Raw genomic sequence first — 15,241 nt, 5'->3', positions numbered from 1 at the left:
CGGGACGACTCTAGGAGGACCACTCCCCCAGGGCGTGGAGCGCCTTGGTGCTGAACTCGTCGAGGGGATAGAACAGCTCGATCGCCAGCTCCGACAGCGTCACATCGGCCGGTGCGCCGAAGGTGGCCATGGTGCTGAACATCGACAGCTCTCCGTAAGGGGTGCGGATCCTCAACGGCACCTGGATCGGGCTCGGCCCGTGCTCACCCTCGCCGGGCCCCTCCGTCTCCTCGCCCATGGGCGCGGGATACCGGCGCACCTCCTCGTAGAGCGAGCGCAGCGCCTCGTCTCCCGTGGCGTTGACCTGACGCAGCAGTCGCTGGAGGAAGAGCGTACGGACTTCGCCCAGGTTGGCCAGCCGGGAGGCCAGGCCGTCCGGGTGCAGGGCCAGCCGGAACACGTTGGGCCGCGGCTCCAGGAGGTGCGGCGGTATGCCGTCCATGAGGACGGCCATGGCCCTGTTCCCCGCCAGCACGTTCCACAGGCGGTCGACCAGAACGGCGGGGTACGGCTCGTGCGCGGTCAGCATGGTGTCGATCGCGGCCCTGATCGAGGACATGTACTCCTCGTCGAGCCCGCTCTCCCTGTAGGCGGGCGCGTAGTCCGCGGCCAGGAGCAGGGTGTTGCGCTCGCGCAACGGAATGTCCAGCGCCTCCGACAGGCGCAACACCATCGCACGGCTCGGCTGCGCGCGACCCGTCTCGACGTACGACAGGTGCCGCGCGGAGGTGTCGGCCAGGTTGGCGAGGTCGAGCTGGCTGAGCCTGCGGCGCTGCCGCCACTCGCGCAGCAGGACGCCGACCCTGGACGGCTGCTCCACTTTCATGCCCTGGAGGATACGACCCGCTCCGGTTCCCTCCACCATGACCTCTGACGTCATTGAGTCGATGACCTCGCCGGTGAAAGGTTCTGTGACCAGGGCCGGTACGGCTCGCCCACCGACTGAGGAGACCGGGATGACGGCTGACACCTTCCTGCGCACCACCCTGCGGATCGACGGCTGGAGCACGGCGGCCTTCGGCGTGGTCATGCTCGTGGCGAGCACGGCGCTCAGCGAGCCGCTCGGGCTGCCGACCGCCTGGTCCATCCCGTTCGGGGTCGCCATGCTGGGTGGGGCGGCCGCCCTGGGCCTCATCGCCGGATACCCGCAGATCCCTGCGCGTTATGCGGCCTTCGTCGTCGTGGGCAACGCGGCGTCGGGCGCGGCGCTCGTGCTGCTCGCCTTCACCGACGTCATCCCGCTCACCGGCCTGGGGGTCGCCTTCCTGCTGGTGGGAGCGCTGGTGGTCGCGATCTACGCGACGATGGAGTTCATCGGCCTGCGACGCATGACCACCGTCACCCCGCGACAGCCCGCCTGAACCCGCCAGCCGTCCGGTCCAGCGGTTCCGCCGGGGCACCGGCCGTGTTCGGCGGATCTCCACGATGGTTTGCCGTGATCGGACGATCATGGACACGATGTCCGGATGACCTCCCCCGGCCCGTTACGATCACGACACGCCCTGATCTTCGTCCTCGCCGCCGTCAGTCCGGCATTGCGCGGCCGGCCCCGTCCCCAAAGAGAACGGTCGCCGGATGACGGACCGGTGGTGCCGTCAGGGGCACCACCGCGGCGACGATCCCGACGCGCGGAGGCCTTCAGGCCCAGGGCGCGGTCACGCGGGTGCCGGCTCCAGGGTGGTGGCGTCGCACGCCGGATAGCGGTGCGACACACGCTGCTCGGTGGAGGCGATGTAGTCATGGAGGGCCTGGCGGGAGCGGGCGAGCGTGTCGATGTGCTCGTCCAGCCCGTGCAGGCGCGCTCGCAGGAGGTCCAGCAACTCGGGGCAGGACTCGAAGTCCGGAGCCGCGCCGATGGCGCAGGGCAGCATGTACGCGATCTCCTGGGTCGACAGCCCTGCTTCGAGCAGGTTCCTGATCTGACCCACGGTGAGGACGGCGTCGTCGGTGTACTCGCGGTAGCCGTTGGCTCCGCGGTCGGGCTCGAGCAGGCCCTGAGCCTCGTAGTAACGCAGCTGATGTGCATGGACTCCGGTCCGCCGGCTCAGCTCCCCGATCAGCATGCCCACTTCCTCCTTGACCTTCATATCGGTGTGAAGGTTGATGATTCTGCCATGACCTCCAACAACACCTTGAGTGAGCAGAAAATGCCGGATCTCGACGCCGACCACACTCCCGTGACGGTCATCGGCCTGGGACTGATGGGCCAGGCGCTGGCTGGAGCGTTCCTGCGCGGCGGGCACCCCACGACCGTGTGGAACCGCACGGCCGCGAAGGCCGAAGACCTCGTCGCCCAGGGCGCGAAGCTCGCCGACTCGGTCGGCGACGCCGTCGCGGCCAGCCCGCTGGTGATCGTCTGCGTCTCGGACTACGACGCCGCGCACGACCTCCTCGACCCCTTGGGCGAGCTCCTCGACGGCCGGGTGGTGGTGAACCTGACCTCGGGCACGTCGCGGGCGGCCCGTGAGAGCGCCGAGTGGGCGGGGCGGCGGGGTGCCACCTATCTGGACGGCGCGATCATGGCCATCCCTCCCGCCATCGGCACGGCGGACGCCCTCATCCTCTACAGCGGGCCGCAGTCGGCCTTCGACCTGCACGCTCCGGCTCTGAGGAGCCTCGGCGAGGGAGCGACGTACCTTGGCGAGGACCACGGCCTGTCGTCGCTGTACGACGTGGCCATTCTGAGCCTGATGTGGAACATTCTGAACGGCTTCCTCCAGGGTGCGGCCCTGCTCGGTGCCGCGGGGGTGAGCGCCACCACGTTCGCCCCGCTGGCGAAGGCGGGGATCACGACCGTGGCCGACTGGGTGTCCGGTTACGCGCAGCAGATCGACGACGGCGCGTACCCGGCCCTGGACGCCACCATCGACACCCACCTGGCCTCGATGGAGCATCTCATCCACGAGAGCGAGTTCCTGGGGGTCACCGCCGAGCTGCCGAGGTTCGTCAAGGCTCTGACCGACCGGGCCGTGGCCGCGGGGCACGGCGGCGACAGCTACGCGGCGATGATCGAGCAGTTCCGCAAGCCTTCAGCCGAGCACTCATGACCAGCCGGCATCCTGACGTGACCGCCGCCTCGTTCGACCCCCGCACGCTCCTGGCGGAGAGCAGGCTCGGCGTCCTCGCGACGATCAAGAGGGACGGCCGCCCCCAGCTCTCCCCCGTCATGCCCTTCTACGACCAGGAGGCCGACGTCATCTACGTCTCGACGAACGAGGGAGCGGCCAAGACGGCGAACCTGCGCAGGGACTCACGAGCCGCGCTGGAGGTCACCAGCTCCGACGGCCTGGCGTGGGCCACCGCCGAGGGCATGGCCACACTGACCGGGCCGGGCACCGACCCCCACGGTCCCGAGGTCGAGGCGCTGGTGGACTACTACCGCATCGCCTCCGGTGAGCACCCGGACTGGGACGAGTACCGGTCGGTGATGGTGTCCGACCGTCGGGTGCTCATGACGATGACGGTCGACCACGTGTACGGCGCCAAGATCGGCTGACGGCTGTGCGGCGCCGACGGGCAGGGCGGCGAGACCGGCGCCCTGCCCAGATGTTCGCATGACCGGCTCCTTTCCTGTCATCGTCAGGGCGAAACATGCCCCGATCGGCCAGGCATTGATGCCAATCGGACACTAAAGAGCCATACCTACAGGCTAAAGAGGTTTGCTGGCACTTGTCCGCATGGCAAACAGACCGCACGGAGACTGCCGACACAGGTTTCCCCCTTGGGCGATGAATCAATGAATTGCCTGAGAAAGGCGGGAACCATGTGGTTGCTACGAATCTTGGCAGTGATGTCGGTCCTGACCATAACTACTGCCGAGCACACGGTCCCGGTATTGCTTTCGGGGCCGGGGGACGTCGAGCCTGTCGGGCCCGGCGGGCGATGGACCCTCAAGTTCCAGGACGAATTCCATGGATCCGCCGTTGACGAGGCCAAGTGGCAGCATCGCTCCACGGCCGAGTCGGACTGGTCCGACAATCCGTACGGCACCGGCAACCCGAACAGCAAGCAGATGGAGTTCGACCAGCCGGGCAACTGCTCCGTGGCCGGCGGGGCGCTGACCATCACGGCCAGGCCCGACGACATCCGGTCCGAGTCAGGCCACCACTACGGGTGGTCCAGTTGCCTGATCACCTCCACCGGACACCAGGGCTACACCTTCAGATACGGGTACATCGAGATCAGGGCGACGCTTCCCTCCTCCAGGGGATTCTGGCCGTCGTTCTGGACCTGGCACGCGGCCGGTCACCGGCAGCGGGCCGAGACGGACGTCTTCGAGTACTTCTCCGACAACCACCAGCGCCTGTATCTCTCCTCGCACTGGGGAAACCATCAGGGGTGCATCCACACGCCCCGTTTCGATCCGAGCGCCGGCATGCACGTCTACGGGGCGGACATCCACGAGTCGGGGACGGACTTCTACATCGACGGAGCGCAGGTGTGTCACGCGGAGGGCAGACCGCCGAGCCCGGTCAACCTGGTGGTGAGCAACTTCGTGTACAACGGGGTGCCTCCCGCGCCGAGGTCGGTGGGGAACCTGGTGGTGGACTACGTCCGCGCGTGGCAGAGGTAGGAGTCGCACCAGCCGCCGGCCTCCCCGGCGGCCGCCAGGGGCCTACCGATCAGCCACCAAGGATCTGCGTAAAGGCACGACCTGACCCTGTCGTGCTCCCGGACATGGTTCAGACGATCGACGATCCACGTCGGTGTCGGTCATGGTTGTGCCGCAGTGTCCGTCGCCCGCCTGAGCCGATGCGGGGTCGTCGCAGCTCGGCCCGCCGCTCCGGACAGGCAAGGTACTGAAGGCGTGGGGCGGAAGTACCTAAGCACGTCAGATTCCCCGTCGTTCCCGTCTCCGTAACTTGTTGGTCGTCAGAGAACGCGACCACTGAGGAGACAGACATGAAGGACGGGGTCCGGTGCCTCCGCGTGCCCGGTATTCCGAGCCCCGGCGAATTGCCGAAATGCGCACTCAATCCATTCCGGTCTGTGCGGGCCGGATCCTTGACCGGGAGTTCTCATGAAGAAAATTGTCATCACCGCTCTTGCCGCTCTTGCCGCCGGGACGATGATGAGTAGCACCGCCCAAGCCGAGACGCAGGCGAATGTCTGGGTGAACGGCTCGGCGGCCTCCTATGACACCTACGTCGTGGGCGTCGGCGCACAAGGCCGGGTAGGACTGGTGAAGCTCGACCTCTATGTCTCCCCGGGCCAGATCATCACCGGAGTGCGGAACGGGACGTCCCTGTGCCAGTTCGGTTACTTCGGGGCGACCTGCGAGCTGACGTCCGGCTCCTTCCCGCAGTTCTTCGAGGTGACGGTCAAGCGGCAGGACTCTGCAGAAGGGCCGTTCCACCTGGAAGCCACCGTCACCACCTCGGCGGTTGAGCGGAACTACGCCGACAACACCACCGTCATCAAGACCTACTGACGGGCCGCCTCGCCGTCGCGATCATTCGCGGCGGCGAGGCGGTGCCGGCGCTCGGTGCGGGTGCTCCGTAAAGGATCGGTGTAACCGGCCGCCCATCGCTACGCCGCTCTCCTGGCCGGATAGATGAGGATGAGATCCACGCCTGGACGCGTATACAGGCGCAGCCGGTAGCTGCCAGGACCGCTGCGCGCGAGATTGGGGAAGCGCACCTTGCTCGCCGACAGCGTCTGCATCACCAGGTGACCCGATTCGCTGACGATGTCCGCCTCGACCACCTGGTCCCAGCCTTTGCGTCGCAGGTGTGGCGGGGCCGAGCGCAGCGCCTTCGCCGTGACGCAGGTCGCCCAGTCCTGGGTGGGTGTGAAGATCATGGCCAGCTGACCGCTGGCTGCCAGGATGCCGGGCGATTCCGCATTCCAGATCGCCGCGGAATCTTCCTCGTTGTCGGCTTCCGCGTCGTAGATGCCGTAGGGCTGGCTGTCCCAGTCGTAGTAGGACGCGGTCGCCTGGAATCGGGTACGTAGCGCGGGCCACGGGTCGCGGCACCTGGCGTCCTCCTCGCGCGCCTCGCGCTCCCGCTGTCTGCGCGCGATGTCCTCCTTCTCTGCCTGCTGCCTGTCGATCTGAGCGGACGACAGCAACAGATCCGGATATCTCCGTCCGATCACCTGCGGGCAGAGCAGCGCGAGCAGCGCGGGCCGAGCCTTGACCTGCTCCCCGGCCGCGAACCTGGCGCACGCGGCCCAGCCCCTGCCGAGCAGTTCCCGGTCCGAGACCTGCAGACCGGACGGCTTGCTCACGCTGCACATGTAGGCCCGGTTGCGCTCGTGGACCGGGATGTCCGCGACACGTGGCGGTTGCGACGGCGCCCAGCATTCCATGAGCTCATCGCTCTGCCAGGTGTAGGTGAGATGTGGACGGCACTCGGGTCCGACGACCATCAGCAGGAGGGCCACGGCCACAAATGCTCTCGTGGAGATTCAGCGGAGGTTTCCCCGGAGCCTGGTGCGGCGGGTGAGTTCTACGCGGCTCTCCCTCGCTCCTTCACTCAACGGCACATCGCGTCGATGAACTCCGAGAAGCCAGGGAACTCCTCTCGAGCCCCCGCCACGATCTCCGCCGCGGAACCGCCTCTCCCCGGCGCGTACCGCTCCGCGATCGCCTGGAATGCCTCGTTCGGCTGCGTCTCACGATCTGGGTCGGCGAATGCCTCCGCCGGGCCGAAGCCGTCCGCGAACAACCGGAGCAGATCACCGAGATCGCGAGCTATCACGCCGCATTCACCCTCGGAACCGAGGTAGACGACAGGTTGCTCGGTGACTGACACACCAGGCCGGACCAGCCAGAAGCCGGCGTAGTCGCCTGCCCCGGTGGTGCCGAAGAAGCGGAATTCGCTGCCGTCGACCTCTTCGTTACCGGTCCACAGGCGAAACCACCGCGCGGTCCTCTCCGGCGCCTCGAACCGTTCGTACAGCTCGAAATCACAACCACGGGCTTTGTCGGCTTCTTCGTCCCACTCCCACTCGAAGCCGACCTTGGCGACGTCGGCCAGGGCAGCGGGAAGGGCCAGATGTTCAGATGTCTCCGTCATCCAGAGAGACTAGACCACTCCAGACCAGGTACCCGATCCACGGCTTCGCCATCTGCTCAGCTGGGCCCGCGCGAAGGACGCACTGTCCACCGGGGACCGGTCCCTATCGCCAGGCGGTGTCAGCACATCGAGGGAATGCAGGTGTAGGGATTCTCGGGCGGGGTCCAATACGGAGGGGGTGAGACAAACGTAGGGGCCGGAGCAGTGGTGGTCTCTGGGGCTGGTTCCGGGGTGGTCCCCGAGGTCGGGTCGGGGGTCGAGCCCTTCCGGGAGTCGTCGCCTGTCTGCGTGTTCGCGAGGCTCTCGGTGCGGGTCTGCTTGGCGGTCGGCACCGACGACGTCCTGCGGCTGGGCGTCGCCTTGGGTATCGCCTGCTTGGGTACCGTCTGCCTGGACGCCGGGGGTGTCGTCAGCCGTTCCGCCTTCTTGGTCTGTGACGGCACGGCGGTGAGAGACGTGGTGGGTGGCACCGTCGGCTGAAACGTCGAGGTCCCCTTCGCGGGTGACCCCACCGGGTGCCCGCCCACGTTCATCAGCAGACCACCCGCGACGACCAGCGCCGCCGCCGCGCAGGCGGCGACCGCCAGGATCACCGTACGGCGGCGCCCGCGCCCCGCGGGACGCACGTGGTGCGAGGTCAACCTGGCGGCCAGGGCATCGGCGCTCGGCCGCTTGGCCGGATCCTTGGACAGGCTGGCGGTGACGAGTTCGAGCAGCGTGCCGTCCAGCCCGGAGATCTCCGGCTTCTTGTGGAGGATGCGGTGGATCACCGCCGGGGTGGAGTCCGCGCCGAACGGGGGCCGGCCCGAGGCGGCGAACACCATGGTCACGCCCCAGGCGAAGATGTCGGCCGCCTCCGTCGCCGTCGCCCCGGCGATGTGCTCCGGCGCGAGGTACGACGGCGTCCCCATCAGCGATCCGGTCGAGGCGGTGCCCGGCGCGTCCAGAGCGCGGGCGATGCCGAAGTCGATCACGACGGGACCCTCCGGCCCCATCAGGATGTTGGCGGGCTTGAAGTCCCGGTGCAGGACCCCGGCACGGTGGATGGCGGCCAGCGCGGTGGCGGTGCTGACCGCCAGCCGGTCGAGCGCGGCGCCGCGCCGCGGCCCCTCCGTGGTGACGAGGGCGTGCAGCGAGGGTCCGGGCACGTACTCGCTGACGATGTACGGCCGCTGGCCGGCGAGGTCGGCGTTCAGCACGGGGGCGGTGGAGAACCTGGCCACGCGCCGGGCGATCTCCACCTCGCGAAGGAACCTGCTCCTCGCGTCAGAGTCGGTCAGCAGGCCAGGATGCAGAAGCTTGACGGCGACCTGCTCGCCGGACTCCGTCCGCCCCAGGTAGACGACGCCCTGCCCCCCCTGCCCAAGGCGAGCCACGATGTCATACGGACCCAGCCTCCGAGGATCGTCCTCCACTAATGGCTGGTTCACGCTGGCCCCCAGAACGAATCAAACAGACAGAAAAAACGTATCAGCGTGACGATCAGGCTGTCTGTACAAGCGATCAAGAAATGGCCCCAAATTACACATAAGCCGCATGCGCCCGCCCGGACCACCCAAGACGCTGCCACGCCCCTCCCACGACGCCGCCACCGACCGCGCTCCCAACCTCGTGGACGCCTCCAGCGGCGTACCTTCCCGGCAGGTGAACGGTGACCGTACGCCGCCGCGGTGGCCCAACTGGATGAGATCACCGGAGTCGGGACGGTCGCTCAAGAGATCATCGCCGAGATCGGCGTGGACATGAGCCGATTCCCACTGCGGCCCACCTGGCCTCCTGGGTCAAGTTCGCGCCCATCGACAAGAACTCCACCCGGCGCAGGAAGGGTAGTTCCACCGGCAAGGGCAACCCGTGATCACCGCCACCGTCGGCGAGATCGTCGCCACCCCCTCACGCGCGGGCACGTTCCCCGGCGACCGCTACCGACGCCTCGCCCGACACCGAGGACGAAACGCACCATCGTCGCTATCGGCAACCCTGCCCACTGACGGACCGATTTCGAGCCAGGCGGACCAGCCGTATTGTTCGAATCGACCAACACAAGGTCAGATGCCGGCACACGGCCGCTGCCGGTTGCTCGTGGTGGCCGACGTTGTCGTCATCGTTGTCATCAGCCGCAGGCCCCAGGGCCGATACCGCGCAGACGACATTCGGGCATCAGCACAGGCCGCCCCCATTGGGGGCAGAGCTGACCTGCACGTAGAAGTCATTGACGTGCTTTTCTACCGGCCTATCTGGGAACCCCACTGAGAGGTACACCTTCCGGCCATCGATGGTCTTGACGAGGCAGCCCTCCCCCATATCCTCTGGGGCGGGCTTCCAGCCGTCCTTGATCACAGCCTTACGGTAGAAGGACAGCGCATCGGCGCGCGAGCCCGAAAGACGGTAGGACTGTCCGGCATACGCAAGCTGATCGTCGTCATTGCATCCCCCATCGCGCTCCTCGTACGGCTTCGCATCGACTGGGTGCACATCGAGGACGGCGAGCGTTGCGAGGGAGGAAGCGAAGCGCTTGTCGTCGTCGGTGCACTTGTAGGGAAAGAACGACTTGGGGAGCACCAGCGAGACAAGGCGGTCTCGCACGAAATGGCGGACGCCCGCAACATCTATGGCGACAGCACCGCCCGCGACGCAGCCGGCAGCGAGCACCGCGACGACGATCGCACGCTTCATGACCTGAACCTTAGCGCCGGGCATGCCTCCGACAGCTTCTCTTCATCACGAGACCTCCAGGTCGTACACGAGTCCGCTTGTGCCGTCCGGCGCCGGCCGGACCTCACGCGGCCGACTCGTCGTCCACCCGCGTCCACGGTTGTTCGGGACCGTTGCAGCAACCGCGCAAGCAAGATCGACAAGCTCCACCCCGGCATCCGCCTTCGGAGAGTGATGATCCTTCAGCTTGAGCAATGGCCTTCACTCCTCAACGCCTTGATCGGCTCTCTTACCCTGCTTGATCACGTTGCGCATGGCCCCGCGCCCGCCACGTCGACACCTCTTCGGGGCGGACACTCCGGGCGTCACCCGTTCCCAGCACGGCATGCGTTTCGCGCACGATGACATAGGACGGGAAGCCGGCTTATCGCGTCCAACACGACGCGATCACCCAGCGGCTCGTCGAGCCTGACGACATCATGGCCGAACCGGCCGGTGCCTGCACACAACACGGTTCCCTGGTAGGGCAGGCTGAGCCCCAGGACCACCACATCCGGCTCCTCGCCGACTCGTATCCTGACGTCGAGCGGGTCACCGTAACAGGAGCCGTACTCGTAGCTCACCAGCAGCCTGTGGCCGTCTCCTAGCACCTCGAAGTCGGTGATTTCTTCGCCGCCTGGCAGATGGTCACCGACGGCGTCTTGGACGGTACCAACCGCCTCCTGATCGACCGCGACACGGTCAATCGGGCCAGGAAGGTTCGAGAAGTACAGACGCCATGCGGGCACGGTCGCCATGCCGCGAACAGTCCTCAGCCGCATCGTCGTGAATGTAGCGCCTGTCAGCTTGTAGGCCTTGCCGTCGGGGAAGGTGTATTCCTCAGGCCAGGGGGACAGAGCCATCAGCGCCTCTCGCGCCCCGATCACGGGAACCCGCATCGTGGACCCGTCGTCCCAGCGGACCTGCGCCGCGGCGGGCGGAGCGGGGAGCGATCCGGCCACAACCCAGCCGTACTCCTCATCGTGCCCGATCTGCTTGCTCACCTTTCGGGGCATCTTGCTCAGGTCCTCGAGGGGGACGAAACCCGTGCGCCAGATTGCCGCGGCAGCGCTGGTCCGCCAGGTCGAGACAGCTTGTGCGGCGATCTCTTCGAACGCGCGCGGTCCAGTCAGACCAGAGCTGCCGTCGAGGAGCAGCACCACAGCCAGAAGTGTCGCGGTAAATCGCACCATGTGACGATCTTGACAGAGGCCCGCCACCGAACCCGAGGCTTCGACGACATCGAGACGCCGGAGGATCCCTGAACCTGAGCCCCCAATAACGATCAAAATGGGGGTATGCCGTTGGCTGGACAACTTTTCAGCGCGTCGGCGGCTGCCTCCAGTCCGTCAAGTCGACGCTCACGCTTTCCTCGACGAGAAGCGCATGGCCCTCGGAAAGCTGGGCGACGCGCTGAGCTGATCTGACCCACGCCCTACCGCCGGGATCTCCTGGGGCGCTTCTCCTGCTCCCTAGTAGTGCCACTTCTCGCTGTGGCGGTGCCTCGTCGGCTCCGGCTCCTCGCCCCGTAGCAGAGATAATCTGACGCGTTGTCGCGCTTTCCGCTCTGCGACGTTCGTGTCCGCACCGATGCCCACGTAGGACCCGCCAACATCGTGCCTGGAGCGGCGGCCGTCCTGCTGCTGGATGCGCAACCGCATCGTGTTGTCGGTCCGGCTCGCATGTGATTCTGGCAGCTGCTCAGGTACAACCGCCACGCCTGTTGTCGTCAGCGGACACAAAAACGCCCCGGAGCGATAATCGCTTCGGGGCTTCTTTGCAGCTTATGAATGGTGGTCAGGGGCAGGGTCGAACTGCCGACCTTCCGCTTTTCAGGCAACCTGAACGCGTGTACGGATCACGCCAAAGAGGTTCGGGACCTGCTCTTGGCTGTCCATCGACGTCCACCAACGTTTGTGGTCAATTTTTGGGGTTGTCACGCAGCTGGTCACTCACATCTATGGAGACAAAGAAGGCGCTTCGCGCGCCCTGCCAGGGCGTGCTTCGCACGGACCAGCGCTGCAACATGTTGGGGGCTCTCGATCGCGGGCAGCGCGCACGGGGCTGACGTGTAGCGCAGAAGCCCCTAACCATGTTGCAGCACTATCGCGCGCAGCGCGCATGAGACGCGCGTAGCGCCGTTGAGTCCAACCTCTCCACCTGGCGCTTGGAGGCCACAGGGATAGCTGCAGGCAAGCCCATTCACAGCCTACGCATCTCATTCGGCCTGCCGCTTCTCCTTAGCGCTGAGTCGCTCTTCAATGTTCTCGATGTTGCGCTGTATTTGCTGCGATGCGTCACTCCACTGGAAGCCGCCAGACACTCGGGGAGCGTCTTCCCAACATGTGTCCAAATATCCAAGAAAGTGCTGTGCGCGCGCAAGCCGCTCGTATATATCGCGACTATCCCAGAGTAGCTCCCTGAAGCCTCTGTCTACTATCGGAGTGTCGGTGACGACTGCATCCAAATACACGAAAGTGGGCATCAGCTTACGGAGGACATACGCCCCCCGTTGGGTGATTCGCACGCGAATCGGAAAGGATTGATCTGCTGGTACGAAGTCGAGGAGCTTGCCCTGTTCCGATCTTGCTAGTGCCGCAGATATCTGCTGATCACGATACCCCAATGAATGTAAGTGATCTGCCACTTCGCTTTCGGGGATAAATCCATGAGCGGCTGACCGATGCTGCGAAGATCTTAAGCAATAGTCAATCATAAATGGCATCAAAAAATGCTCTTCTGCTTGGACGCTGATTATGTCAAACATGTTGGCCACAAAAGATGCATCGGGTGAATAGTGCTCATTGTCGCCGTAGATTACGGCTCGGAGAAACTCGTGCAGGGGGATGTAATACGAGCCAGTCTGTTGCTTGATGTCCAAGATTTTGCGAGTGTCAACATGCCCGCTACCTACGAAGTTCGTGAGCAAGTCGAGTGCATCGCGAACGTTGCCCGCACTGATGTTATCGATACATTCTGCCAAGCTCGCATTCCGCTGCATGGACTGTACGATAACTTCAATATACTCGCGCAATAGCCGACTTTCGACCGTTATGCCCTCGCTCCCCAATGTGAGCCCTCCGCTATTGACGAGCTTATCTAATGCATACTCCAGCCTCTTGCGGACAACCAAATCAATACGGGGAGGGGAGATAGTGAACACTCGATTCTGATATGCGCTAAGCGAGCCTTGCCTTCTACTCTTGTTATAGGTCGAAGGCCGAAGTGTAACGAAGCACGTTATCGGCCACGTTTCAGCCAAACTTTGAGAGATGAGGAAAACCTCTTCTTGAAAATCGTCCGGCCGCTGATCGATATTGTCAAGGAAAGCTACGATGGTTCTACGCTCCCCAGAAATTAGATGCTCGACCGCACGTTTAAGGTGGCCCCCTTTGTTCTCCATCTTAGAGGCTAGGAGCTCCACCTCTTTCATTCGATAGGCGACAGGGTCAGCCTCTCTAAGAAAACCATAGATGCCTGTCCTCATGGCGAGAAGATCTCCGTGGTAGATGCCACGCACGAATGCATCACTCTGGAGGTCGATACCATGATCTATTTTAAGTTGTCTCTCGAAGGAGTCGAGCACATAGTTCTGGAGATCAGTTCTCAGAGCAGGTTCTCGCCCGAAATCAACATAAAGAACAATGCCCTTTTTTAATTCTTCCCTCGCTTCGACTGACACAAGATGCTTAATGAAGCTAGTCTTGCCAACCCCTACGTCCCCGAGGAGGATCACTGGGCGCTGCGTCACGCTCTTCGCTGCGACGGCATCCAGTAGGTCCTTGGAAGCGCCGGTCTTATCGGTAGCAGCGGTTACCGTTTTGGAACGGCCATCCGCCCATGCGACGTACCGATTTTTGAGGATCTCCTTACTTATAAGAGTATATTGCGAAAGCGCACCACTGCTGCAGTAGCATTCGCGCAGAAACTCGCGCTCCAGATTGGGATCTTTAACGAGATCTTGCAGGAAAATTTCGCCCAAAATCCGCAACTCATGCTCTAGTTCATTACGCCTTTTGACGCCGGGAAAGTAAATGAGCCGACGCGACAATTTCTCTGGGGCAGGGGGAAGTGTCTCACCTACTAGGAGGCTCTGTAGGTAGCCCCGTGTAATGCTAGGATAAGAGAGACAATTCCAAAGATTGATAAAATCGCTAGCCATCTCCCCTAGAGTGCGAAAGACGATCGCCTTTCCCGTGGTGGGTGCCACTCCATCCACCCGGCTCCCACTAAAAGCTACTAGCTGATGCCCGTTACACGCCACTGCTATAGGCACTCCTCGGCTCATGCAATATGAACCCACCTGACGAAGTGCGCTATCCAGATTTCCGTTCTTACGAGTAAGAGCCGGAAGTGCTATGATGCGCGAGTCAGCATCAAGGGGTAGCTCAAAATATATTCCCTCTTTTTTTGCTTCGACGATAATCTGGCGCCTGGGAAGACCAAGTACATAGTCAACATATGTTCCTTCGTGGCTTTCTTCTGGTAGGCACTGTTCTCGCGGCCACTGAAGCGCGTCGAAGAAGATACGGTCAATAAGCTGCAGGCGAGTGGTAGCTTCGTTTCTAGATTGTGGCGAAGAGGCGGAATACTCTGCAGCTAGCTCTGTAATTGCGTTTAGGCCGATCTCGTAATTTGAAGTTGTCATATCTCACCGACAGAAGTATAGGTGGCCAACGATCAACCGGTCACGTAGTATCCAGTGCCCTACCCAAACCGTAAGTGCACTCAAACTGTCCTCTTGCGGCCACTTACCTTGAGATCACACCTGTTGAAGACGAAGCCCCAGGACACCGCCGTGATGGAGAGGCTGCAACGCGCACATCCTCATATCCATTACATCCGAACAGAAGTTAATCTTGTTACAGAGCTTCTCTACCCTTCTACGACTGTCAGGGACACTCCCGACAGGCTGTCCCTGGACTGTCCCTCGATTACAGAGACGTTTCTGCAGGTCAACCTCCATTCAGAGACAGGAGGGACATCAGGGACGCCTACTCGCCTCCAACAAGGGTGCGAAGAATGAATCTCCAGTCCCTAGTGATGATCACGCCCTCAAGCTCCGAAGGTAAGGAGCGGGACGTCATAGAGGCGCGGCTGGCGGGGCCTCGTCATGGATGGTGAGGTCACCTCGACCACGAGCATTTCCGTGAGGAACTGCACGCGAGCCGATAGCAGGTGGCTCGTGTGGCCTACTGCGGACCGCTCTTTGAGCCCTAGCGTGGTGTGGATGTGCGGCAGGATGCCGCCGGTCTCGGTGTCCGCCGCGATGGTCCCGCATCCCATGGCTTCCGCATTGGCCAGGTGGACCTTAGACCAGACCGGAGCGTCGGGGTTTTCAAGCTTCTCGCACGTGCCCACGATCTCCGCTTCAGCGAAGCCCGCGAGGAACATGGGGATGTAGCCCTGACGGACGCCGTTCTCGCGGCAGAAGTCGGAGAGCGCCGTCATGAAGTCGTCGCCATGGTCGAACGTCACGCCGAACGTGCGCCCCAAGGTCAGCTCGTGGGCTCGCATGGTGATGATCC

At 63.8% G+C, this 15,241-nt stretch carries 14 protein-coding genes and 1 tRNA gene; 5 read left to right on the top strand and 10 right to left on the bottom strand.

The genetic code is table 11. The annotated features are described in order from the left end of the window. Nucleotides 1–10: 10 nt before the first annotated feature. Nucleotides 11–826 (bottom strand): helix-turn-helix domain-containing protein, encoded by an 816-nt coding sequence (locus ABFX50_RS36850; protein ID WP_346153114.1) that lies wholly within the window; start codon nucleotides 824–826, stop codon nucleotides 11–13. 130 nt (nucleotides 827–956) lie between these two features. On the opposite strand from ABFX50_RS36850, the gene ABFX50_RS36845 reads away from it, so the two are divergent. Next, nucleotides 957–1,361: a hypothetical protein gene (locus ABFX50_RS36845; protein WP_346153112.1), complete on the top strand. Its 405-nt coding sequence runs from the start codon at nucleotides 957–959 to the stop codon at nucleotides 1,359–1,361. Between the two features lie 294 nt (nucleotides 1,362–1,655). On the opposite strand, the gene ABFX50_RS36840 is transcribed toward ABFX50_RS36845, so the two are convergent. Continuing rightward, entirely contained in the window at nucleotides 1,656–2,087 is a 432-nt protein-coding gene (locus ABFX50_RS36840) for a MerR family transcriptional regulator (RefSeq protein ID WP_428834720.1), read from the bottom strand. 27 nt (nucleotides 2,088–2,114) lie between these two features. Here ABFX50_RS36840 and ABFX50_RS36835 point away from each other — a divergent pair, with 27 nt between their 5' ends. From ABFX50_RS36835 to ABFX50_RS36820, 4 genes are all read left to right on the top strand, one after another. Further along, a complete protein-coding gene (locus ABFX50_RS36835) occupies nucleotides 2,115–3,047 on the top strand; it encodes an NAD(P)-dependent oxidoreductase (protein ID WP_346153110.1) in 933 nt (310 codons plus the stop codon). After that, the gene (locus tag ABFX50_RS36830) at nucleotides 3,044–3,496 is read left to right on the top strand and encodes a PPOX class F420-dependent oxidoreductase (RefSeq protein ID WP_346153108.1); all 453 of its coding nucleotides are present in this window, start codon (nucleotides 3,044–3,046) and stop codon (nucleotides 3,494–3,496) included. Before ABFX50_RS36835 ends, ABFX50_RS36830 begins: the two co-directional genes overlap by 4 nt. A 294-nt stretch (nucleotides 3,497–3,790) precedes the next feature. Continuing rightward, the gene (locus ABFX50_RS36825) at nucleotides 3,791–4,573 is read left to right on the top strand and encodes a glycoside hydrolase family 16 protein (protein ID WP_346153106.1); all 783 of its coding nucleotides are present in this window, start codon (nucleotides 3,791–3,793) and stop codon (nucleotides 4,571–4,573) included. Nucleotides 4,574–5,020: 447 nt separating this feature from the next. Further along, a complete protein-coding gene (locus ABFX50_RS36820) occupies nucleotides 5,021–5,431 on the top strand; it encodes a hypothetical protein (RefSeq protein ID WP_346153104.1) in 411 nt (136 codons plus the stop codon). A 98-nt stretch (nucleotides 5,432–5,529) separates the two neighbouring features. Here ABFX50_RS36820 and ABFX50_RS36815 read toward each other — a convergent pair whose 3' ends face one another. The 8 genes from ABFX50_RS36815 to ABFX50_RS36780 form a co-directional block, all read right to left on the bottom strand. Beyond that, nucleotides 5,530–6,387 carry a hypothetical protein gene (locus tag ABFX50_RS36815; RefSeq protein WP_346153102.1) on the bottom strand — a complete coding sequence of 286 codons (858 nt, stop codon included), beginning with the start codon at nucleotides 6,385–6,387 and terminating at the stop codon, nucleotides 5,530–5,532. A gap of 92 nt (nucleotides 6,388–6,479) precedes the next feature. Continuing rightward, on the bottom strand, nucleotides 6,480–7,022 hold the full coding sequence (locus ABFX50_RS36810) for an SMI1/KNR4 family protein (RefSeq protein WP_346153100.1): 543 nt from the start codon (nucleotides 7,020–7,022) through the stop codon (nucleotides 6,480–6,482). 119 nt (nucleotides 7,023–7,141) lie between these two features. Then, complete coding sequence (locus tag ABFX50_RS36805; RefSeq protein ID WP_346153098.1) at nucleotides 7,142–8,398, bottom strand: serine/threonine-protein kinase; 1,257 nt, start codon at nucleotides 8,396–8,398, stop codon at nucleotides 7,142–7,144. A 781-nt stretch (nucleotides 8,399–9,179) separates the two neighbouring features. Continuing rightward, a complete protein-coding gene (locus tag ABFX50_RS36800; protein WP_346153096.1) occupies nucleotides 9,180–9,695 on the bottom strand; it encodes a hypothetical protein in 516 nt (171 codons plus the stop codon). Between the two features lie 344 nt (nucleotides 9,696–10,039). Then, nucleotides 10,040–10,906: a hypothetical protein gene (locus tag ABFX50_RS36795; protein ID WP_346153094.1), complete on the bottom strand. Its 867-nt coding sequence runs from the start codon at nucleotides 10,904–10,906 to the stop codon at nucleotides 10,040–10,042. Nucleotides 10,907–11,504: 598 nt separating this feature from the next. Then, nucleotides 11,505–11,578 (bottom strand) — tRNA-Phe (locus tag ABFX50_RS36790). A 353-nt stretch (nucleotides 11,579–11,931) separates the two neighbouring features. Beyond that, on the bottom strand, nucleotides 11,932–14,361 hold the full coding sequence (locus tag ABFX50_RS36785; protein WP_346153093.1) for a hypothetical protein: 2,430 nt from the start codon (nucleotides 14,359–14,361) through the stop codon (nucleotides 11,932–11,934). Between the two features lie 407 nt (nucleotides 14,362–14,768). Next, nucleotides 14,769–15,230 (bottom strand): PPC domain-containing DNA-binding protein, encoded by a 462-nt coding sequence (locus ABFX50_RS36780; protein ID WP_346153091.1) that lies wholly within the window; start codon nucleotides 15,228–15,230, stop codon nucleotides 14,769–14,771. Nucleotides 15,231–15,241 lie beyond the last annotated feature (11 nt).

The organism is Nonomuraea recticatena (assembly GCF_039533245.1).
Lineage (GTDB): Bacteria > Actinomycetota > Actinomycetes > Streptosporangiales > Streptosporangiaceae > Nonomuraea > Nonomuraea roseola.
The sequence above is the reverse complement of the archived record's forward strand: the minus strand, read 5'-3'. Positions and strand labels throughout refer to the sequence as shown.